Origin of the sequence: Pseudomonas sp. 2024-210, assembly GCF_045062345.1 — a bacterium.
GTDB lineage: Bacteria > Pseudomonadota > Gammaproteobacteria > Pseudomonadales > Pseudomonadaceae > Aquipseudomonas.
Genome location: NZ_JBJGEJ010000003.1, coordinates 159,570 through 181,039, shown reverse-complemented (window position 1 = coordinate 181,039; position 21,470 = coordinate 159,570). Strand labels below are relative to the sequence as shown.

General features: G+C 56.0%; 22 protein-coding genes. 11 read left to right on the top strand and 11 right to left on the bottom strand.

The window, feature by feature from the left end; all coding sequences use genetic code 11:
* Positions 1 to 6 precede the first annotated feature (6 nt).
* Entirely contained in the window at positions 7 to 162 is a 156-nt protein-coding gene (rpmG, locus tag ACI7MX_RS05525) for a 50S ribosomal protein L33 (RefSeq protein WP_003437824.1), read from the top strand.
* Positions 163 to 256: 94 nt separating this feature from the next.
* Here rpmG and ACI7MX_RS05520 read toward each other — a convergent pair whose 3' ends face one another.
* The 3 genes from ACI7MX_RS05520 to ACI7MX_RS05510 form a co-directional block, all read right to left on the bottom strand.
* Complete coding sequence (locus ACI7MX_RS05520) at positions 257 to 565, bottom strand: I78 family peptidase inhibitor (protein WP_405584279.1); 309 nt, start codon at positions 563 to 565, stop codon at positions 257 to 259.
* 115 nt (positions 566 to 680) lie between these two features.
* On the bottom strand, positions 681 to 977 hold the full coding sequence (locus ACI7MX_RS05515; RefSeq protein ID WP_314486068.1) for an I78 family peptidase inhibitor: 297 nt from the start codon (positions 975 to 977) through the stop codon (positions 681 to 683).
* Positions 978 to 1,194: 217 nt separating this feature from the next.
* Positions 1,195 to 1,566, bottom strand: a complete 372-nt coding sequence (locus ACI7MX_RS05510; RefSeq protein WP_405584282.1) for a cupin domain-containing protein — start codon at positions 1,564 to 1,566, stop codon at positions 1,195 to 1,197.
* A 169-nt stretch (positions 1,567 to 1,735) separates the two neighbouring features.
* Between ACI7MX_RS05510 and ACI7MX_RS05505 the strand changes: the two genes are divergently transcribed.
* Both ACI7MX_RS05505 and ACI7MX_RS05500 read left to right on the top strand, forming a co-directional pair.
* Positions 1,736 to 3,229, top strand: coding sequence for an aldehyde dehydrogenase (locus ACI7MX_RS05505; RefSeq protein ID WP_122786269.1), 1,494 nt, complete (start codon positions 1,736 to 1,738; stop codon positions 3,227 to 3,229).
* A gap of 175 nt (positions 3,230 to 3,404) precedes the next feature.
* On the top strand, positions 3,405 to 5,336 hold the full coding sequence (locus ACI7MX_RS05500) for an acetyl-CoA hydrolase/transferase C-terminal domain-containing protein (RefSeq protein WP_314486073.1): 1,932 nt from the start codon (positions 3,405 to 3,407) through the stop codon (positions 5,334 to 5,336).
* Between the two features lie 80 nt (positions 5,337 to 5,416).
* Here the strand turns inward: ACI7MX_RS05500 and ACI7MX_RS05495 are convergent, their stop codons facing one another.
* Positions 5,417 to 5,989, bottom strand: coding sequence for a xanthine phosphoribosyltransferase (locus ACI7MX_RS05495; protein WP_314486075.1), 573 nt, complete (start codon positions 5,987 to 5,989; stop codon positions 5,417 to 5,419).
* A gap of 57 nt (positions 5,990 to 6,046) precedes the next feature.
* A complete protein-coding gene (gene rep, locus ACI7MX_RS05490; RefSeq protein WP_314486076.1) occupies positions 6,047 to 8,056 on the bottom strand; it encodes a DNA helicase Rep in 2,010 nt (669 codons plus the stop codon).
* A 260-nt stretch (positions 8,057 to 8,316) separates the two neighbouring features.
* On the opposite strand from rep, the gene ACI7MX_RS05485 reads away from it, so the two are divergent.
* Positions 8,317 to 9,984 carry a bifunctional diguanylate cyclase/phosphodiesterase gene (locus tag ACI7MX_RS05485; protein WP_314486077.1) on the top strand — a complete coding sequence of 556 codons (1,668 nt, stop codon included), beginning with the start codon at positions 8,317 to 8,319 and terminating at the stop codon, positions 9,982 to 9,984.
* Positions 9,985 to 9,997: 13 nt separating this feature from the next.
* On the opposite strand, the gene ACI7MX_RS05480 is transcribed toward ACI7MX_RS05485, so the two are convergent.
* Complete coding sequence (locus ACI7MX_RS05480; protein WP_405584288.1) at positions 9,998 to 11,401, bottom strand: NorM family multidrug efflux MATE transporter; 1,404 nt, start codon at positions 11,399 to 11,401, stop codon at positions 9,998 to 10,000.
* Positions 11,402 to 11,541: 140 nt separating this feature from the next.
* Between ACI7MX_RS05480 and ACI7MX_RS05475 the strand changes: the two genes are divergently transcribed.
* The 4 genes from ACI7MX_RS05475 to ACI7MX_RS05460 all read left to right on the top strand — a co-directional run bounded on the left by ACI7MX_RS05475 (position 11,542) and on the right by ACI7MX_RS05460 (position 13,759).
* On the top strand, positions 11,542 to 12,462 hold the full coding sequence (locus tag ACI7MX_RS05475; RefSeq protein WP_314486079.1) for a LysR substrate-binding domain-containing protein: 921 nt from the start codon (positions 11,542 to 11,544) through the stop codon (positions 12,460 to 12,462).
* A 110-nt stretch (positions 12,463 to 12,572) separates the two neighbouring features.
* The gene (locus ACI7MX_RS05470; RefSeq protein ID WP_405584291.1) at positions 12,573 to 12,749 is read left to right on the top strand and encodes a hypothetical protein; all 177 of its coding nucleotides are present in this window, start codon (positions 12,573 to 12,575) and stop codon (positions 12,747 to 12,749) included.
* A complete protein-coding gene (gene tssD / locus ACI7MX_RS05465; RefSeq protein WP_405584294.1) occupies positions 12,709 to 13,077 on the top strand; it encodes a type VI secretion system tube protein TssD in 369 nt (122 codons plus the stop codon). The genes ACI7MX_RS05470 and tssD overlap by 41 nt, the downstream gene beginning before the upstream one ends.
* A complete protein-coding gene (locus ACI7MX_RS05460) occupies positions 13,067 to 13,759 on the top strand; it encodes a DUF4225 domain-containing protein (RefSeq protein WP_405584297.1) in 693 nt (230 codons plus the stop codon). Before tssD ends, ACI7MX_RS05460 begins: the two co-directional genes overlap by 11 nt.
* 457 nt (positions 13,760 to 14,216) lie before the next feature.
* On the opposite strand, the gene ACI7MX_RS05455 is transcribed toward ACI7MX_RS05460, so the two are convergent.
* The gene (locus ACI7MX_RS05455) at positions 14,217 to 15,710 is read right to left on the bottom strand and encodes a YifB family Mg chelatase-like AAA ATPase (RefSeq protein ID WP_405584299.1); all 1,494 of its coding nucleotides are present in this window, start codon (positions 15,708 to 15,710) and stop codon (positions 14,217 to 14,219) included.
* A 149-nt stretch (positions 15,711 to 15,859) separates the two neighbouring features.
* Entirely contained in the window at positions 15,860 to 16,120 is a 261-nt protein-coding gene (locus tag ACI7MX_RS05450) for an accessory factor UbiK family protein (protein ID WP_405584302.1), read from the bottom strand.
* A gap of 415 nt (positions 16,121 to 16,535) precedes the next feature.
* On the opposite strand from ACI7MX_RS05450, the gene glnK reads away from it, so the two are divergent.
* The 3 genes from glnK (at position 16,536) to sutA (ending at position 19,071) form a co-directional block, all read left to right on the top strand.
* Positions 16,536 to 16,874, top strand: a complete 339-nt coding sequence (glnK, locus tag ACI7MX_RS05445; protein WP_002555808.1) for a P-II family nitrogen regulator — start codon at positions 16,536 to 16,538, stop codon at positions 16,872 to 16,874.
* A 34-nt stretch (positions 16,875 to 16,908) separates the two neighbouring features.
* Positions 16,909 to 18,246, top strand: a complete 1,338-nt coding sequence (locus ACI7MX_RS05440; RefSeq protein ID WP_314486088.1) for an ammonium transporter — start codon at positions 16,909 to 16,911, stop codon at positions 18,244 to 18,246.
* A gap of 501 nt (positions 18,247 to 18,747) precedes the next feature.
* Complete coding sequence (gene sutA, locus ACI7MX_RS05435; protein WP_314486090.1) at positions 18,748 to 19,071, top strand: transcriptional regulator SutA; 324 nt, start codon at positions 18,748 to 18,750, stop codon at positions 19,069 to 19,071.
* 88 nt (positions 19,072 to 19,159) lie between these two features.
* Here the strand turns inward: sutA and ACI7MX_RS05430 are convergent, their stop codons facing one another.
* The 3 genes from ACI7MX_RS05430 to ACI7MX_RS05420 are packed head-to-tail and all read right to left on the bottom strand — an operon-like array spanning position 19,160 to position 21,461.
* Positions 19,160 to 19,849, bottom strand: coding sequence for an HAD family hydrolase (locus ACI7MX_RS05430; RefSeq protein WP_405584309.1), 690 nt, complete (start codon positions 19,847 to 19,849; stop codon positions 19,160 to 19,162).
* Entirely contained in the window at positions 19,846 to 20,742 is an 897-nt protein-coding gene (xerC, locus tag ACI7MX_RS05425; protein ID WP_314486095.1) for a tyrosine recombinase XerC, read from the bottom strand. Before xerC ends, ACI7MX_RS05430 begins: the two co-directional genes overlap by 4 nt.
* Positions 20,743 to 20,744: 2 nt before the next feature.
* A complete protein-coding gene (locus ACI7MX_RS05420) occupies positions 20,745 to 21,461 on the bottom strand; it encodes a DUF484 family protein (protein ID WP_314486097.1) in 717 nt (238 codons plus the stop codon).
* Positions 21,462 to 21,470 lie beyond the last annotated feature (9 nt).

Here is a 21,470-nt window from a genome sequence, read left to right as displayed (position 1 = left end):
CTACTCATGCGTGAATTGATCCGTTTGGTGTCGAGCGCTGGTACAGGCCATTTCTACACCACTGATAAGAACAAGCGCACCACTCCGGACAAAATCGAAATCAAAAAATTCGATCCGCGGGTTCGCAAGCACGTGATCTACAAAGAAGCCAAAATCAAGTAATTGGTTTTTCTTCTTACAAAAAAGGCCCGTATCGCGAGATACGGGCCTTTTTTGTGTTTAAAGGGCGCTAGACAGCTACGCCAGTGTCATTCCATTAGCCACACAGATAACGCTGCATGATGTTGTTTTCGTCGACGATCACACGCAGGCGATCATCTCGGAAATCTTGCGTGAATTTTTGTCCCGGTTTCTCCAGTCGCACGACGGCAGAGCCTGAGCGAATGCGGATATCTTCCAAAAATTCAGGTGTTGCCCGGTGCATCATCTTGGTCAGCGCAAAGTCGAGGTGGCATTTGCCTGCCACCGAATCCGATGCGGATGCGGATGCGGATGCTTCCAGGGCGCCGAAGCCAAGCGTTACCAAACCAACCAGTGCTGCTGTTTTCAGTTTAATTAAAGTCATCGTGTTGCTTCCTTGCATAGATAGATTTTTGATTGAATAAAAGCAGGTGTTGGCGGGGCTTGAGCAGAGAAGTTCACTGCGCTTCCTTGCCCCGTCAAAAAGATCCCAGGCGCGTTTACCCACACATTTGTTTGATCAAGATATTTTCTTCGTCCACCAACACCCTTAAGCGAAAGGCGTTGAACTCTTTGGTGAAGGCCTCTCCCGGCCGTTCTACACGAACCCCGTGTGCGCCGTAAGCGATGCGTAACCACTCAACCAGTTGGGGCGTTGCCTCAGGTGCCAAAAAGTAGTTGATTGCCATATTTTTATTGCACAGCCCGTCTTCAGCAGCCATCGATGGCAGTGAAAACCCCGAAATTGCTACACATGCAGCCAGTGCTGCTCCTTTAACTACTGTAACTGTCGACATGAGTCATCCTTGTCAGTCATCGAAAATGAGCGGTGATACTGTCAGTGCCTCCTCGTCCATGAGTGTTTGGCACCGCAGCTCCTGCCTCCAAAGACTGGCTTAATTTGGCCCATGCGCACCGCCTGAGGTGTTTCGGCATTTGTGCATAGTTGGGTGCAAAAGCAGGCAATAAAAAGCCCCGCCCTGTCTACATGGCGAGGCTGTGAAGGGGTCTAAATCAGAGCCTTGGAGCGCCCTGCTCAAACACCACGTAAATCTTCCGACACGGTTCCAGTACTTCCCATGTGCCCCTGAACCCGGCCGGGATTACAAAACGATCACCCGCACGGAGTGTCTTGGCATTCCCTTGATGGTCACGCAGAACCGAAACGCCCTGCATGATTTCGCAGTATTCATGCTCGGTGTAATTGACGGTCCATTGACCTACAGCGCCTTCCCACACGCCAGCGTTCATCTGTCCACAAGGACTGTTGTAGTGATTGTGGACAACTTGCTCAGGGGAGCCCTTGAGCACTTTTCCCGAAGCCGGGCTGAAGCGTTCCGGCTGAGTGTTGGCCGTGTTGAAATCGACGATGCTTTCGATACTCATGGTTCTTGTCCCCCCTGAATGTGAGATGTGTGGATCTTTAAAGACCCAAGGTTATGTTTATTAAAACGAACAAGCCAAGGCATTCGCGCCCCATGTGTCAAATATATTGAAAGTTCCAGGGCCACTGGTTAGGGTGGCACTTCCATTGAACAATGAGGAGGACACTCGAATGACCACCCTGACGCGTGCTGATTGGGAACAACGGGCCCAGCAGCTGAAAATCGAAGGTCGTGCGTTTATTAACGGTGAATACACCAACGCAGTCTCCAATGAAACATTCGAGTGCCTCAGCCCGGTCGACGGTCGCTTGCTGGGCAAGGTCGCCAGTTGCGATGCCGCCGACGCTAAGCGTGCGGTTGAAAATGCCCGCAAAACCTTCGAGTCCGGCGTCTGGTCGCGGTTGGCACCTGCCAAGCGTAAAGCGGTGATGATTCGTTTTGCCGATCTGCTCAAGCAAAACGCCGAGGAGCTGGCGCTTCTTGAAACCCTGGACATGGGTAAGCCCATTAGCGATTCGCTGCACATCGACGTGCCCGGCGCCGCCGGTGCACTGAGCTGGAGCGGTGAAGCCATCGACAAAATTTACGATGAAGTGGCCGCCACCCCCCATGACCAATTGGGTCTGGTTACCCGTGAAGCAGTCGGCGTGGTCGGCGCCATTGTGCCGTGGAACTTCCCGCTGATGATGGCGTGCTGGAAACTGGGGCCTGCGTTGTCTACCGGTAACTCGGTGATCCTCAAGCCTTCAGAAAAATCGCCACTGACGGCTATCCGCATTGCTGCACTGGCTGTCGAAGCCGGTATTCCCGCAGGCGTGCTTAACGTTCTGCCCGGTTACGGCCACACCGTCGGCAAAGCGCTGGCTTTGCACATGGATGTCGACACGCTGGTGTTCACCGGTTCGACCAAGATCGCCAAGCAGTTGATGATTTACTCTGGCGAATCGAACATGAAGCGCATCTGGCTAGAGGCGGGTGGCAAAAGCCCGAACATCGTTTTCGCCGACGCGCCAGACCTTAAAGCAGCTGCCGAATCCGCCGCCAGCGCGATCGCCTTCAATCAGGGCGAAGTCTGCACCGCAGGTTCCCGTCTGCTGGTCGAGCGTTCGATCAAAGACACCTTCCTGCCGTTGGTGATCGAAGCCCTCAAAGGCTGGAAGCCAGGCAACCCTCTGGACCCTGAAACCACGGTGGGCGCGCTGGTTGATACACAGCAAATGAACACCGTGCTGTCGTACATCGAGTCGGGTCATAGCGAAGGCGCCAAACTGGTCGCGGGCGGTAAGCAAATCCTTCAAGAAACGGGCGGGACTTACGTTGAGCCGACCATCTTCGACGGCGTCAGCAATGCCATGAAAATCGCCCAGGAAGAGATCTTTGGCCCCGTGCTGTCGGTCATCTCCTTCGATACGGCTGCTGAAGCGATCCAGATTGCCAACGACACCCCTTATGGTCTGGCTGCTGCTGTCTGGACGGCCGATATTTCAAAGGCGCACCTGACCGCCAAAGCCCTTCGGGCCGGTAGCGTGTGGGTTAACCAGTACGATGGCGGTGACATGACTGCGCCGTTTGGCGGGTTCAAGCAATCCGGTAATGGCCGCGACAAGTCATTGCATGCGTTCGACAAATACACCGAGCTGAAATCCACCTGGATCAAGCTGTAAAACCCTGCGTCAGAGCAGGGTGTGCCCGCGCGATGAAACGCGCGGGCACACTTATCCCGCCTGAAACATCCGCTGGCTTCGTTCGTGCAAACCTGCGCGTACGTCACTGGCCTTTGCAACCAACTACAGTCACTCTCTGTCACATCTCTATACACGGATGGTAAAGGAGGGTCAGATGGTGCAGTCCTGTTCGATCGAGCGCACAGTGGATGAGCTGCTCGCACGTTTGCCAGCCCATATTCGCTTGGGTACACCGCTAGGGCTGGGCAAGCCCAATCGGTTGATCAATGCGCTGTATCAGCGGATTAAAGGTCTGCCTGATCGCCAGTTAACGATTTACACCGCCTTGAGTCTGGGTCGCCCGCCCTTGGGTGACGGGTTGCAGCAGCGCTTTCTTGAGCCCTTTGTCGAAAGGGTATTCGGCGACTATATCGAGCTGGATTACTTGTCTGACCTGCGTCACAACCGTATGCCAGACAATATTCACATCCAGCAATTTTATATGCAGGCGGGCAGCCTGCTGGATAGCCCGCCGGCGCAGCAAGACTATGTCAGCAGCAATTACAGCCACGCGGCACGCGACATCAACGCCAGCGGTTTGAACGTGATTGCACAGTTGATCGCTTGCGATCCGCAGGACTCCAGCCGTTTGAGCCTCAGTTGCAACCCCGACATCACCCTTGATTTGCTGCCCATGATCGCTAAGCGGCGAGCCGCAGGCGAAACCATCCTGATGGTGGGTCAGGTTCATGGCGACTTACCCTATATGCCGGGTGATTCAGAGGTTGAGTCTGCTGACTTCGATTACCTGATCGACGACGTTGAGCGCACACGTTTGTTTTCGACCCCCAATATGCCGCTCACCCTGCAAGATCACTTTATCGGTGTGCATGCCAGCACCCTGGTGCGCGATGGCGGTACGTTGCAAATTGGCATCGGTTCGATGGGGGATGCATTGACTGGGGCCTTACTCACGCGTCAATCGGACAGAGAAGGCTATCGCGCCCTGTTGGACACTGTCGATGTCACCCCGTGGCAGGCGCTGATTGAGCGCGAAGGTGGCACCGGGCCCTTTGACCAAGGCCTCTACGGATGCAGTGAAATGTTCGTCAGTGGGCTGATGGTGCTGGTGGATGCGGGCATTGTTAGACGCAAGGTTTACCCCGATGTTGAGCGCCAGAGGCAGGCCAATGCCGGCACTTTGGACGAATCTCTGCACACCGATGGCGTCAGTGTTCACGGCGGCTTCATTTTGGGGCCTGACAGTTTCTACCAGCGCTTAAGGGCCTTGCCTCTCAGCCGACGTGCTGAATTCAACATGACCGCCATCAGCTACATCAATGAGCTGTACGGTCAGGAAGACCTTAAGCGTTTGCAGCGGCGAGATGCCCGCTTTGTGAACAGCGCATTCACCATGACGCTGCTCGGGGCCGCCGTGTCTGATCAACTGGAAGACGGTCGAGTGCTGAGCGGGGTGGGCGGCCAATATAATTTTGTTGCCCAAGGCCACGCGTTACACGATGCGCGCTCCATTATCCTTCTGCGCAGCTGGCGTGAGTCAGGTGGGGAAGTCAATTCCAATATTGTCTGGGAATACGGTCATTGCACCATCCCGCGCCATTTACGCGACATTGTGATCACTGAATACGGCATCGCAGACTTGCGTGGCAAGACCGATCGTCAAGTGATCGAAGCGTTGCTCAATATCACCGATTCACGCTTTCAGGCCGAACTGATTGCGCAGGCCCAGTTCTTCCGTAAGTTGCCGGAGGATTTTTGCCTGGATCCACGTTTTATGGACAACAGCCCGGAGCGGCTCCAGGGGATTGCCGAACAGCATTCGCATTTATTCCCGGAGTATCCGCTGGGGAGCGATTTCAGCGCACAGGAACAAGACCTGCTGCGGGCGTTGAACTGGCTTAGAAGCAAATTCAAACTCACGCAGATCTATGAACTGGGCAAAGCCACGCTGGAAGCGCCCTCACCACAGGCATTCCCTGAGCACCTCGCACGCATGGGGCTGGAAAACCCAGACGGGCTGCGTGAAGAGCTGTACCAGCGTTTGCTGCTGGCGGGATTGGAGGCAACGCGCAACATCACCCCGTAACCCAGTAGTCGCTGCCGCAGGCTGCGATAAGGATCACGGCGCCGCTAATCGCCGCCAGTTGCAGCGACTACAGAGGTGGTTTAGTCAATAAATGTGACTTTGCCACCCGACAAGGATTTAACCCGGGCCAGCGATTCAACGCGGTAGCCCTGTGCGTCCAGTTCAGCGCGGCCGCCCTGAAATGACTTCTCGATCACGATACCCAGGCCGGCAACTTCTGCACCGGCTTGTTTGATGATCGAAATCAGCGCTTGCGAGGCTTTGCCGTTCGCCAGGAAATCGTCGATCACCAGCACGCGGTCAGTGGCCTGCAAGTGGCGCGGGGAGATAGCCACGGTGCTTTCAGTTTGCTTGGTGAAGGAGTACACCGAGGCTGTCAGCAGGTTTTCAGTCAGGGTCAGGGACTGGTGCTTGCGTGCGAAAATCACCGGCACGCCCAAGTTCAAGCCAGTCATCACGGCCGGGGCAATGCCCGAGGCTTCGATGGTGACGATCTTGGTGACGCCCGCATCCTTGAACAAGCGCGCAAACTCATCGCCAATCTGTTTCATCAGGTACGGATCGATCTGATGGTTCAAAAAGGCGTCGACCTTCAACACTTGATCGGAAAGCACGATGCCTTCTTCGCGAATTTTCTTGTGCAGTGCTTCCAACGTAACGTCCTCAAATAGCGCATATGCGCTGAAGGTAGAATGAAAAAATAGTCGATTTTAGCGTTTTAGCATGGCGCGTATATCGGCCAATGCTGTATTTCCGCGAACCGCTTTAACTTCGGTAGGGGTGTCATCGTTGCCTTCCCAGGCCAAATCGTCCGGGGGCAACTCATCAAGGAAGCGGCTCGGCGCGCAGTCGATGATCTCACCGTACTGCTTGCGCTTGGCGGCGAAGGTAAACGCCAGCGTCTCACGTGCGCGGGTAATGCCCACGTAGGCAAGGCGGCGCTCCTCTTCGATGGTGTCTGCTTCGATGCTGGAGCGGTGCGGCAGGATCTCTTCTTCCATGCCCATGATGAACACGTAAGGAAACTCCAGGCCTTTGGAGGCGTGCAACGTCATCATTTGCACGCCCTCGGCACCGTCTTCCTCTTCTTGCTGGCGTTCAAGCATGTCGCGCAGCACCAGCTTGCCGATGGCTTCCTCAATGGTCATGGCGCCGTCTTCGTCCTTTTCGAGGGTGTTTTTCAACGCCTCGACCAGAAACCAGACGTTGGACATGCGGTAGTCAGCGGCTTTATCGCTGGAACTGTTGGTGCGCAGCCAGTTCTCGTAGTCGATGTCCATGATCATGCTGCGCAGGGCAGCTATCGGGTCTTCACCCGAGCAGTGTTCTCGCACACGGTCCATAAAGCGTTTGAAACGCACCAGACGATCGGTGAAACGAGCGTCCAGGTGCTCGCCCAGGCCGATTTCATCGGTGGCCGCATACATCGAAATTTTGCGTTCGGTGGCGTAGTTTCCGAGTTTTTCCAGCGTCGTCGAACCGATTTCTCGGCGTGGGACGTTGATAACCCGCAAGAAAGCGTTGTCATCATCCGGGTTCACGATCAGGCGGAAATAGGCCATCAGGTCTTTAACCTCCTGACGGCCAAAAAAGCTGTTGCCACCCGATAAACGGTACGGAATTTGATGATGCTGCAGCTTCAGCTCGATCAATTTGGCCTGATAGTTCCCGCGATAGAGGATCGCAAAGTCACTGTAAGGCCGGTCGGTGCGCAGGTGCAGCGTGAGAATTTCAACCGCGACGCGCTCCGCTTCGGCGTCTTCGTTACGGCAGCGAATCACCCGCACTTCATCACCGTGGCCCATCTCACTCCACAGTTGCTTCTCGAAGGCATGTGGGTTGTTGGCAATCAGCACGTTGGCGCACCGCAAGATGCGGCTGGTGGAGCGATAGTTCTGCTCCAGCATGACCACTTTCAGGGACGGATAATCGTCCTTGAGCAGCATCAGGTTTTCCGGGCGGGCACCGCGCCAAGCGTAGATCGACTGGTCATCATCGCCCACCACGGTGAACTGGTTGCGCGTGCCGATCAGGTATTTCACCAGCAAGTACTGGCTGGCGTTGGTGTCCTGATACTCGTCCACCAAAAGGTAGCGCACTTTGTTCTGCCACTTTTCCAGAATGTCGGCGTGCGCCTCGAAGAGCTTGACCGGCAGCAGGATCAGGTCGTCAAAGTCCACCGCGTTGTAGGCTTTGAGCGTGCGCTGATAATGGGTGTAAACAATGGCGGCTGTCTGTTCCTTGGGGTTACGTGCATTTTCCAACGCCTCGGGCGGCAGGATCAGGTCGTTTTTCCACGAGCCGATCATGTTCTTGATTTCATCGACCCCGTCGTCGCCCGAGTATTCCTTTTGCATGATGTCGGCCATCAGCGCTTTGACGTCGGCTTCGTCAAAGATCGAAAACCCCGGCTTGTAACCCAATCGCGCATGTTCCTTGCGGATGATATTCAGCCCCAGATTGTGGAACGTACACACCGTCAAGCCTCGGCCTTCACCCTTTTTAAGCAGCGTACCGACCCGTTCCTTCATCTCCCGGGCGGCTTTGTTGGTAAAGGTCATGGCGACGATGTATTGGGCACGGATGCCGCAGTTCTGAATCAAGTGCGCGATTTTTCGGGTAATCACGCTGGTTTTGCCGGAGCCTGCGCCGGCGAGCACCAAAAGAGGGCCGCCGACGTAGCTCACGGCTTCTTGCTGCCGGGGATTGAGTCGGGACATGACGAGTTAGGGGGTCGTGTGTAAAAAGGGCGAGCATTTTAACAGGCTGAGCAGATAATGCTGCCTCTGTGCGACGGTGTGACACGGCTCTTGGTCTAAATTTGCCGCTTTTGTGTGTTTGTCGCGGGCCACCCCCTTATTTTGCGTCTACCTTAGGGTAAGTTCAGGTCGCGTGCTCCGGACAAATGGCCTCGTGTGTCATGACTGACGGGAGCACCATAATGCTCATCACTCCATTAAGTAGAGTTCAGGGAGTTAGCGTGTCTGAGCATGTCGAACCCTTGCGTTTGCTTTTACTGGCTGAAGATCCCACTTGGGAAGCGTTGGTACGAACGTGCCTGCTGCCGATGGGAGGCTCAGTCATTTTGCTGTGCGCACCCAGCTGGGAGTCCGTGAGTTACCTGTTTGAGAACGATCGCAACGCACTGCTCCTGACGACGAGCACCTTGCAGCCTGCGCCGGGTCGTTGCCGCTTGCCCACCGTCTTGTTGCTGGACGCTGAGCCGCAAATTTCACCCCCGGACGTCAGCGACTGGCTGGTCAGGCCCAGTCTGACCACGGATGTACTGCGACGTTGTCTGCGCCATGTGCGTGAGCGCGGCATACTCGAATACACCCTGCAACGCCTGGCCGAAGAGGACCCGCTGACCGGTATCGCCAACCGCCAGGGCTTTCAGGCCTTGCTGGCCGTACGCTTGGCCGAAAACGACGGGCGCGGCCTCGCATTGGGGCATCTGGATATGGACAACTTCCGTCACGTCAACGATGCGCTGGGGCATCAGGCCGGTGACCGCTTGATTCTGCAGGTGGTTGCACGCCTTAAAAGCAGACTTGAAGCCGGTGATCAGTTAGCACGGCTTGGCAGTGATGAATTCGCACTGTTGATCGATACCCGACGAGCGCCGGAGCGTGCCGAGTGGATGGCAGAACGCCTCATCGAGGTGTTGTCCGAGCCTTACTGGATCGACGGCGAAAGCCTTCTGCTCGGTTGCAGCCTCGGGATTGCCCATGCCCGCGTCAACGCCGGGGCCGACCCCTTGATGTGGCATGCACACATCGCCATGCAACAGGCCAAAACGACCCAAGGCTGTACCTATCACGTGTTCGACGAGCGCATCAATCGCAATGCGCGAAGCCTGGCCGACCTCGAAAGTGAACTGCGCCGAGCGTTGCGCTGCGACGAACTTGAATTGCATTACCAACCGCGCCTGGATCTGATCTCGGGAAATATCGTGGGTCTGGAAGCGCTGGTGCGCTGGCGACATGGCGAACGCGGATTGCTTGCGCCCAATGAGTTCGTGCCACTGGCCGAACAAAGCGGGCTGATCGTGCCGCTGGGTTACTGGGTCATTTCGCGTGCCCTGCGTGATATGCAGGCGCTGCGCGAGCGCGGGCTGGCGCCTTTGCATATGGCCGTCAACCTCTCGTTCCGCCAGTTTCAGGACAGTCAATTACTCTCGACCCTTAGCCGCCTGATCACCGAGCGTGGCGTTGAAGCCAACTGGCTTGAGTTCGAATTGACTGAAACCGCCGTGATGCGCCGCAGTGATTTGGTCAAACAAACGATGGATGCGCTGGGGCGCTTGGGCGTACGTTTCTCCCTGGATGACTTTGGCACGGGCTTTTCATCGTTTGTTCACCTCAACAGCCTGCCGATTGCGCTGCTTAAAATTGATAAAAGCTTCGTGGGCGGCATGGAAATCCGCGAAGAAAACCGCAAGCTGGTGCTGGCCATGATTAACCTGGCTCACAACTTGGAGCTGGAAGTGGTCGCCGAGGGCGTAGAAACCCCTGAGCAATTATCGTTGCTTCGCGATTTTGGCTGCGACCAGGTGCAGGGTTACTTCATCAGCAGACCGCTGCCGTTTACAGATCTTGTGGAGTTTTTGACGTTGGGGACTGCGCAGCAGACGGTATCGCCGGCCTGAAGCGCAGCCTTCATCACGTCAAGGTATTCACGCTCGCAGTGTTCACGGCCTTACGCGCTCGCTTGAGCATGCGCCGCATCTTCCATTCAAAGGCCAGTGTCAGGCTGATTGACGCGCAGGCCAGCCCCAATGCGAGCCCCCACCAGACCCCCGTGGGGCCCCAGCCCAGTGTGAACGCTAATAGCCACGCCATTGGGGCGCCAATGGCCCAGTAGCAGAACAGCCCGACCAAAAACGTGGTTCTGGCATCTTTGAGCCCGCGAATGGCGCCCATCGCGATGGTTTGTGCACCATCAAACAGCTCGAACCAGGCGGCGACCGCCAACAAGCTCACGGCCAGCTCGAACACCGGACGGAACGCCGGGTCGTTGTAGTCCAGAAACAGCCCAATAAGTTGGGTCGGCCAAAACCAGAACACCACTGAAAAACCCAGCATGATCAACGCGCCACAACCGATGCCGACGCGCCCTGCCAATCGTGCCCGCAGTAAATCGCCGCCACCGTAATGTTGGCCGATACGCATGGTGATCGCGTAGGAGAGACCGGCGGGCACCATAAAAGCTGCAGACACAATCTGAAGGGCAATTTGATGAGCGGCCAGTTGCGTGCTGCCCATCGTGCCCATGCACAGTGCGGCAAACGCAAACAAGCCCACTTCTACGGCATAGGTGCCGCCGATAGGCAGGCCAAGCCGCCACAGTTCACGCAGGTACGTGACATTAAGCCGGGATAAACCTTTGCCGATCGGATAGGCGTCGTAGGCCGGGTGACGATGGATATGCCAAGCAAGGCCCAGCGCCATAGCGGTGGCCACAATCGCTGTCACCAGGCCTATACCCATTAGGCCCAACTTCGGAAGCCCGAACATACCGGTGATCAGGGCGTAATTGAGCAAAAAGTTGGCCACGGTGCCGATCAGACTGATCACCATCACTGGCGTTGCACGGCCCATCGCACTGGTGAACCCGCGCAGCGCCATAAAGGTCATGTAGCCGGGCAAGGCCAGCGGGAGCAATAGCAGAAACTCACCCGCAGCTTCGACGTTGGTGGGCGTCTGGCCAAACAATAGCAACAGAGGTTTGATATTCCACAGCGCCACGGCACCCACAAGGGCCAATGCCCAGGCGAGCCACAATCCGGCTTGGGTCAGGCGGGTGGCCCCTTCTATGTCCCCCGCCCCTTGGCGAATAGACACCAGCGTACCGACGGCGGCAATAACGCCGATGCAGAAAATGGACACGAATGAGTAACTGGCGGCCCCAAGGCTGCCACCGGCCAATGCTTCGGGGCTGAGGCGCGCCATCATCAACGTGTCGGTGAGCACCATCAACATGTGAGCCAACTGCGAGGCAATCAACGGCCCTGCCAGCCGCAGAATGGCCCCGAGTTCGATACGTGCAGGATGCTTTTTGATCATCGGTCAATTGTCTTCAAGTGCGTTTAAAGGCTGAATTTTCGGTGCCCTGACTGATTTAAGCAAAGGGATAAAAATGATAAGTGACATGATTTAAACTCATGTCACTCTTTGGCACTCCTTGCGCTAACGGAACAGCCCTGATGATTCGTAATCTTCCGCCGCTTTATGCCCTGCGCGCTTTTGAAGCCGCCGCCCGTCACAGTTCGTTTACCCGGGCGGGCGAGGAGTTGTCGATCACCCAAAGTGCGGTGAGCCGGCATATCAAAACCCTTGAAGCTCATTTCGCCTGCCGTTTGTTTCAGCGTAACGGGCGAACATTGCAACTGACCGAAGCCGCCCGGCTGTTGCTCCCCGGTGTACGCGAAGGGTTCAGCGCGCTGGAACGTGCGTGCACCACCTTGCGCGCTGAAGATGGCATTCTTCGAATGAAGGCGCCTTCAACGCTGACCATGCGCTGGTTATTGGCACGTTTAAGCCGCTTTCGTCATTTGCAAGCGGGCAATGAAGTGCAACTCACCAGCGCGTGGATGGACATTGACCATGTGGATTTCAATCAAGAACCGTTTGACTGCGCCGTGCTGTTGAGCAACGGCCACTTCCCGCCTGACTGGGAAGCGACGTTGCTGTTTCCCGAGATGCTGATCCCGGTGGGTGCGCCCCAGGTGCAAGACGAATTGCCCTGGAATGCCGAACGGCTGGCGGCGACCGAATTGTTGCACCCCACGCCTGACCGTCGCGATTGGCGGCACTGGCTCGATTGCATGGGGCTGACCGCACAGGTCTCCCTTAAAGGCGGCCAGGTATTCGACACGCTGGAGTTGGGCATGATAGCTGCGGCTCGGGGTTATGGCGTATCAATGGGCGATTTGTTGATGGTCGCCGAAGACGTTGCTCAGGGCCGCTTGAGCCTGCCCTTTCGCACGGCAGTGGCCAGCGGTGAAAACTACTACCTGGTTTGGCCCAAAACCCGGCCCGGCGGTGAACGTTTGCGCCGCTTGAGCGACTTTTTGCTGCACGAGGTGGGTGCAATGGAACTGCCGGAGGTGGAACGGTTGGGCTGAGTGTTGCCGGTCATGCTTAGCGATTCTTTTGAAAACTTCAGAAAACCCCTACAAAGCTTGTATCGCCACCCGCTCAAAATGCAGGCTTTAACCCTGATAGTGAGCAGCACATGGCCAATAACAGTTACATGACCATTAAGGGGGTCAATAACGGTCTGATCTCCGCGGGGTGTTCGACACCGCAGTCTATGGGTAATAAATGTCAAACCTCACATCTGGACGAGATCATGGTGTTATCGGTGACCCATGGTTTGCTCGCCGGGCAGGTCACCGAACGCGTTCGGTAGCAACGCCAATCACTCCCCTGTGGTGATAACCAAATACATCGACAAGTCTTCGCCTCTTCTTGCTAAAGCATTGGATGACGGCGAAAAGGTGAACTGCATTATTCATCTCTATCGGGCGTCACCCACCGTAGGTGAAGAGAAGTACTTCAGAATCGAATTGCGAGAAGCCCGTATTGCCCAAATTGTTTTGCACGTCCTTACCTCGAGTGCAAAGGGTCAATCGCAACCCATCGAAACGGTCGCTATTCGCTATGGCGACATCATCCTCGAACATATCGCCGCCCGTACCAGCGCAGGCATGACGTGGCAGGTCCCTCATGAAAGATGAGGCTCAGTGCTCACTGGAAGACCTCAACCAGGCCGCCGAGGAGCTGATTGCACTGGGCTGTGCGGCCGGTGCGATGCATATCCATGACGGTGTTGCCCGGTTGGGTTTTCTGGGGGAAGTCTCGGCGTTTGTGGATGAGGTGGTTGAAGAGGTGAAAGAGGGCGTTATCAGTGCGGCTGAAGGAGTTGCTGTTTTTTGGGAGGAGCAGAGGGAACTGAGGAGTCAGGTTTTTTTTTATGGGGCGAATGGAATAACAATTGTTGGTGGGGCTGCTCAGGTTGAATTAGGCGTGGCTATTACAGGTGCCTCATATGGGATCGGGACTCCTTTTGGGGCAATGCTTGTGGCTCATGGAACCAATAATATTTATGAAGGTGTGGGGAATATTATTAACGGTCCAAACAACCAGGGTCCTGTTATAGGCCCAGTTAGATATCTGTATCAGCAAAGAAGCAACAGTGTATACGAAGGCAATATGGCTTATGGTGCAGTGGATCTTATGCTTTCAGGAGGTGGTCTTGTTCGAGCAATCCGCAAAAAAGAATCTCTCCAGTTGTTTATACAAGATTCAATTAATTACGAAATGGCTTACAAGCAAGCCGGCAAGATAGCATTGTCGTTCGAGGGGGTAGTGGACGCCTTGACGATATATTCAATGAATCGCGAGACTGATAGCCGGTGAGCTTATAGTCTTTGGAACTACCAGATTTTACGCAGTTTTGGAACGCAATATCTAAAGCTTATAAAGAACAGCGTAGAAAACATTAAGCCTCTTAAAATGAATATAGATTTTGTGCTAAGACTAAACAAATTTTCTGCCCCCCAAACTATGAGCTCAGTATAAAAAGCGCATGATGCCAGGATTATTAGGTACAAGCCGCATGCTGATATTCGTAGTTTAAAGTGCACTTTATATTCCATTTTTATGGGGGGTAGGACACGCAAGGGCATCTACTGAAATGGTACAAGTAATAGATAGCGGTGGTTAATTCAATGAGGTGTCTTTTAGCTATAATTATAAATCTAGTGTTGAACAAATGATGCTGGCTAAAACTTCTGGTGTCTAGTATTTCTTGGTGTGCTTAATTCGCATATTTAGGTTGATGAATGCTTGAGGAAATCTCCTACAGTTACTACCTTCACCGACTGTCCGGCCGATACTGTAACGCTTCCGCCAAATGCTTCCTCTCTATCTCTTTTACTTGCTCCAGATCCGCCAATGTTCGCGCCACTTTCAATAAACGATGGGCTGCGCGCAGCGATAAGCTCATGCGCTCACACGCGGTCTCCAGCCAAACGTTATCCACAGCACTGAGCGTGCAGTGTGTCCGCACACCCTTCAAGTCGAGAAAGGCATTGGCGCACCCCTGACGCTGCAGTTGCCGCTCACGGGCAGCCGCCACCTGTTCGGCGGCATTGGCCGTGGTGTCGTTTGAGGTCTGCGCAGGATTAAGTGAGGTGGTTTCGCGCGCCACGGTCAGGTGCAGGTCGATCCGGTCGAGCAAGGGGCCGGACAGTTTGTTGCGGTAGCGCTGGATTTGCTCCGGCGTGCAGCGGCAGCGTCCCGTCGGTTCACCCAGATAGCCACACGGACAGGGGTTCATGGCGGCGACCAGTTGAAACCGCGCCGGAAAGCGCATGCGATCGCGGGCGCGGGCAATCACGATAAAACCCGATTCCATCGGTTCTCTTAAAACTTCCAGAACCTTGCGGTCAAACTCGGGCAGTTCATCCAGAAACAATACGCCGTGATGCGCCAGGGTGATTTCGCCCGGTTGCGATTTAGAGCCGCCCCCCACCAATGCGGGGCCAGAGGCTGAGTGGTGCGGTTGACGAAAAGGGCGTTGCGGCCAGCAGCTTAACGGCACATGACTGGCAACGGATTGAATGGCGGCCACTTCCAGCGCTTCCTGCTCGTTTAACGGCGGCAGCAAGCCGGGCAGGCGGCTGGCTAACAGGGTTTTGCCCGTACCGGGCGGGCCGGTGAACAGCAAGTTGTGGCCGCCCGCCGCAGCGATCAACAGCGCACGCTTGGCTGAGAGTTGCCCTTGTACATCGCTGAGGTCTGGATAAGGTTTGCTCGCGTGCAGCAAGCCGCTCGCCACATAGGGTTCAATCACTGAACGGGCAGAAAAGTGCGCCACGACTTGCAGCAAATGTTCAGCGGCAATGACCGTCAGACCTGAAGCCAGGCTGGCTTCTTCTGCATTGGCCATCGGCACGACCAGAGCACGACCCGCCGCACGAGCCACCAGCGCGGCCGGGAGTACACCCTGCACGGGGCGAATAGCACCGGACAACGCCAGTTCACCGAGGCACTCCACCTGTTCCAGCGCTGCCGCTGGCATTTGCCCACTGGCAGCCAAAATGCCCAGCGCTATCGCCAGATCAAAGCGCCCGCCATCTTTGGGTAAATCGGCGGGCGCCAGATTCAAAGTGATGCGTCGGGCGGGGAAATCAAACCCCGAATTCAGGATGGCGCTTCGTACCCTGTCCTTGCTTTCCTTGACTGCTGTTTCGGGCAGCCCGACCAGCGTTAGCGCTGGCAAGCCGTTCGCCAGATGAACCTCAACCGTGACGGCGGGTGCCTCCACGCCGACTTGGGCGCGGCTGTAAACGATGGCCAGCGACATGACTCATTCCTTGAGCGGGCAAAAGACGCATGGTGCGCGAATTGCAGGTCAAGGGCAGGGCGTGAATGGATACGGGATGTGTTTGTTCGACGATGCGGCTACCGGCTCCGGAATCTAAAGATCGTGAACAAATGCACCGCCGTTGAGCATTATTCGCCGGGCGGCAACAGCTTGGCTTCAAGCTCCGCAACTTTGGCTTCGAGGCTTTCGAGACGATCGCGGGTGCGGGCCAGTACCACCATTTGGCTATCGAATTCTTCGCGGCTGACCAAATCCAGTTTGCTGAAGCCACTTTGCAGCAAGGCTTTGAACTGGCTTTCGATTTCGTTGCGGGGCAACGGTGTTTCGCCACTGAACAAACGGGAAGCTTGGCCACTCAGGGCGTCGAGAAGGTCTTTGGGAGCGAGCATGGGTAAGGTCCTGAAAACTGATGGTGGCGAGTGTAGCACGCAGGCTTTGGGCCCCCTGTACACGGCTCGGCGCACAGCTTTCGCGCAGGCTGCTCACAGGCAGTGCACTGTTTGGGTGCATAAATGCCGTCAACTAAAGAGCAAAATGCCATCAATGGATGTTAATTGACTGTAATTGTTGGTTTTTTCAGACATGGCAAGGTTTCTGCTTAGTTGCCACTGACTCATGTACTGATGCAGTTGCTGTGACGATGGGTGTGCGGCAGGTGGTTCAGGGAGTGTTTTCGTCACCAGCGATTGATACACGTTGTGTTGCTTGCAACTGGCAACGACGCGTTACAAAGCCAGACACTGCGCTTAGACTTGAGCCGGGTTTGTTTTCCTGGGGCAAGTCCACCAATTCGGGAGAAGTTTCATGAAGCTAGTCACCGCCATTATCAAGCCGTTCAAGTTAGACGACGTACGCGAGTCGCTGTCTGAAATCGGCGTGCAGGGCATTACCGTTACTGAGGTTAAAGGCTTCGGCCGGCAGAAAGGTCACACCGAGCTGTATCGCGGCGCGGAATATGTGGTCGATTTTCTGCCAAAGGTGAAGATTGATGTCGCCATTGACGACAAAGATCTTGACCGGGTTATTGAGGCGATAACCAAGGCTGCCAACACCGGCAAAATCGGTGACGGCAAGATTTTTGTGGTCAATCTGGAACAGGCTATTCGCATCCGTACCGGCGAAACCGATACCGACGCAATCTAAGCCGCCAAACCCCAACGCCCCAGGAGAAAACACTATGACTCTGCGTAAATTCGCAGGGCTCGGAGCCCTGTTGTCTGTCGTAATGCCTGGCCTGGCCATGGCCGCAGACGAAGTGGCCGCTCCAGTCCTGAACTCCGGCGATACCGCCTGGATGCTGACTGCAACCGCTTTGGTGCTGTTAATGACCATTCCCGGCCTTGCGCTGTTTTACGGCGGCATGGTGCGCTCCAAAAATATTCTATCCGTGATGATGCAGTGCTTTGCCATTACCGGGCTGATCAGCATTCTGTGGGTCATTTACGGCTACAGCATTACGTTTGATACGACGGGCATGGAAGAAGGCGTCACCAACTTCAACTCGTTCATTGGCGGTTTCGGCAAGGCATTTATGGTGGGCGTGACGCCGGCCAGCCTGACCTCGGCCACAGCACTGTTCCCGGAAGCGGTGTTCATCACCTTCCAGATGACCTTTGCCATCATTACCCCGGCACTGATCGTAGGTGCCTTTGCTGAACGCATGAAGTTCTCGGCCATGCTGATCTTTATGGGCGTGTGGTTCACGCTGGTTTATGCGCCTATCGCGCACATGGTCTGGAGCGGTCCCGGCGGCCTGATGTGGGACTGGGGTGTACTCGACTTCGCGGGCGGCACGGTGGTGCACATCAACGCCGGTATCGCAGGGCTGGTGGCGTGCATCGTACTGGGCAAGCGTAAAGGCTACCCAACCACCCCGATGGCCCCCCACAACCTCGGTTACACCCTGGTCGGTGCCGCCATGCTGTGGATCGGCTGGTTTGGCTTTAACGCAGGCTCTGCCGCCGCTGCCAATGGCACGGCGGGCATGGCCATGCTGGTGACGCAGATTGCAACGGCCGCCGCTGCACTGGGCTGGATGTTTGCGGAGTGGATCACTCACGGCAAGCCAAGTGCCTTGGGCATCGCCTCAGGCGTGGTCGCCGGCCTGGTCGCCATCACGCCCGCCGCAGGCACCGTAGGCCCTATGGGCTCCATTGTGATCGGCTTGGCAGCTGGCGTGATCTGCTTTCTGTGCGCCACGGCACTCAAGCGCAAGCTGGGCTATGACGATTCGCTGGATGCGTTCGGTGTTCACGGCATTGGCGGTATTGTAGGCGCGCTTCTGACCGGTGTGTTTGCGGCCCCTGCGGTGGGTGGTTTCGGCGCGGTGACCGACATTGGTGCTCAAGTCTGGATTCAGTTCAAAGGCGTCGCTTTTACCATCGTCTACACAGCGGTGGTGACCTTCATCATTCTCAAAGTGCTGGATGCCGTCATGGGCCTTCGCGTGACGGAAGAGGAAGAAGCGGTCGGTCTGGATTTGGCACAACACAACGAAAGAGGCTACAACCTGTAAGTAGCCCTTTTAAAAATACCCGGCTTGCCGGGTATTTTTTTGTCTCTAATGTGCGTTATCCCCTTAAAGAGAATGAATTTTCCTACAGTTTTAAGACGGATCCCGGCCGCTAAAATTTGTAGGATGAACACTTACGGCACAACTCGACTATTCGCTGCTTTGTTTTTTTCTACAGCACGCTAGAATGCGCGCCGAGGGCAGCAAAGCTGCTCCCTGTGCAAGATGAAGACGTGGACAATCTCCAGACGTTTCCATGCTTTGCAAGTCGGGCTGTCACTGAGCGTGTCTGTAGGGCAAGGTCGGTGGCAGAAGGCTCGCTGGCACAGTGTTTTTGGACGAGCAGCGTGAATATGACGGTGCTTGTAAAGTCCTCATCATCCTTCGCGGTGAAGAGGCGTAAGCCGGGGATTGACCAGGGCTACTTTTTCGCCACCCGAGGTCGACATTTGTCGCATCTGGTCTATATAAATAATCTGCTTTACGAAAGTCATGAGGTAGAACATGAGCGACGACGATCTGGAAAATGATGAGCTCGAAGTAGGTGACGAGGACGAGGCCGAAGAGGGTCTTGAAGCCGCTGCCGATGACGTGGCCGACGACGATGGCGAAGATACGCCGGTCCCTGTGGCCAAAGGCAAATCCAAAGCTGCAGTGTCGGTTGATGACCTGCCCAGCGTAGAAGCCAAAAACAAAGAGCGTGATGCTCTGGCTCGCGCGATGGAAGAGTTCCTTTCCCGTGGTGGCAAGGTGCAGGAAGTCGAGGCGAACGTGGTGGCAGACCCACCCAAAAAGCCTGACAACAAGTACGGCAGCCGTCCTATCTAAGGATTGCTACGTGGCTTGAAAAGAAAACCCGCCGTCGCTGCGGGTTTTTTTTGTGGGCCCGGTGAGAGAAGCAAACACAGGAGAGTGGTTATTTGAACTGCGTTAGCACCGTCGGCAACTCACTCAAACACCCAATCTCGGCATCAGGTGCTTTGTCACCGTCCCAGTGCTTGCCGCCCGGGTTGAACCACACCGCCCGTAAACCTGCCTGCTGAGCACCGGCAATATCATCACCCGGATGATCGCCCACATGCACCGCCGCGCCTGCCGTAACGGCACCCCGCAACAATGCCTCGTGAAACAGCCGTGCATCTGGCTTGGCTATTCCGATGTCTTCAGCGCACAGCACAAATTTGAAATGATGCCCCAGCCCGATGCGCCGCACATCAGCGTTGCCATTGGTCACCACGCCTAACGCGTACTCCCGGGCCAGAGCCTCCAGCGTCGGCTCTGCCTGCTCGAAGACCTCAAGTGCATGCCGAGCTTCGATAAATACGTCGAACGCCTCATCAGCCAGCTGCAGAGCATTGGCGTAACCGGTGTCTTGAAGCGCATGAAACAACACGCGGCGACGCAGTGCACTGATTCGGTGCTTAAGCTGTGGTTGCTCCGTTAAAACGCGCAGGCGAAGGGCTTGAAAGTCGGCGACCTCAAGAGCGCCCGCTTTTGGTGCGTGAGTCAGCAGCCAGTCACGCAATACGGCTTCTGCACGCACGATTACGGGTGCGGTGTCCCACAGGGTGTCGTCGAGGTCGAAGGTAATCAGCTCAATCGTCATTCACTGTCCTTGCTGCGTTTGGCCCGTGGGTGGGCGCTGTCGTAAACCGATGCCAGATGCTGGAAATCCAGGTGGGTATAAATTTGAGTGGTTTTGATGTCCGCATGACCCAGCAGCTCTTGCACCGCACGCAAGTCCTGCGAAGACTCCAGCAAGTGGCTGGCAAACGAGTGGCGAAGCATGTGTGGATGCAGGTTCTGGCCCAACTCGCGCTCGCCCGCTGCTTTGACCCGTAACTGAATAGCTCTGGGGCCAAGGCGTTGCCCGCGCTGGCTGATAAAAACGGCATCATCTTGCGGGTTAGCCAGGGCGCGCAGCGGCAACCACGCCTGTAAGGCCTCACGTGCTTTTCTGCCCACGGGCAACACGCGGGTCTTGCTGCCTTTGCCGAGCACCTGAATCAGGCCATCGGCCAAGTCCAGTTGCTCCAGATTGAGCCCAGTCAGTTCTGACAGGCGCAAGCCTGAGGAATAAAACAGTTCCAGAATGGCTTGATCGCGCTGCGCCAGAAAGTCTTCTTCAACAGCCCCTTCCAGTAACTGGAGCGCTCTATCGGTATCAAGGGTTTTGGGCAGGCGCCGTTCGCCCTTGGGCGGGGCGAGCCCGTTAGCCGGGTCGTGATCGCACAGGCCTTCACGGTTCAGGTAGTGGTAAAGCCCGCGCACCGCGGATAACAGCCGCGCAATGCTGCGTGATGACTGACCTTGCTGGTGCAAGCGCGAGACAAGCTGGCGCAGGCGCTGAATATCCAGAGCGGCCCAGCTGGTGATGGACGCTTTGTCACAAAACGCCAACACTTTATTCAGGTCGCGGCGATAGGCTTGCAGCGTGTGGGGCGACACTTGGCGCTCACTGCGCAAGTGAGTGCAGTAAGCGTCCAGTTGCCGTTCCACAACTAACGCACCGAACGCAGTGCGTGGGTAAAGCGCGGCAACACACGGCCCAATACTTCGGCGATATGGTTGAGAAACAACATACCCACCGAACTTTTGTAATGCTGCGGGTCGCGACTGGCCACCGCCAGAACACCATGCAAGCCCAGATGATTAAGCGCTACCACAGCGGTGGAGCCGATTTCCTTGCGCTGATTTTCGCCGAACAAAAAGTCCAGCTCATGCTCGCGCAAGCTGCCACTGACGGCTTTGCCTTCCGCCAGCAAACCGCCCAGGGCGCGTTGAGCTTCTGCACTGCTGACCCAGCGGCCGACAGGCATTGGATTGTCGCCAAACAGCACCAGGCTGACGAAGGGCACTTTGAAGTCCTGTCGCAAGCTGTCTTCGACGGCAATCACCAGTTCTTCAAGGCTGGTGGCATCCATCAAGGCAAGGTTCAGGCGACGGGTTTTTTCGAACAGGCGGTCGTTGTCACGTGCCACGTCCATCAGTTGCGACAAACGATGACGCATTTCGATATTACGGCCCCGCAACAATTCCAGCTGGCGCTCTACCAGCGAAATGGTATCGCCACGCTGATGAGGAATACGCAGCGACAGCAGCAGCTCGTCGCGCTGGTTGAAGAAGTCGGGATGGGCCTCCAGATAGGCGACCACGGTGGCGGCTTCGGGGCTTTGCTCTGGACGTTCGAGGTCTGAAGACGGTGGCTGATCGGTCATCGTGTGCGC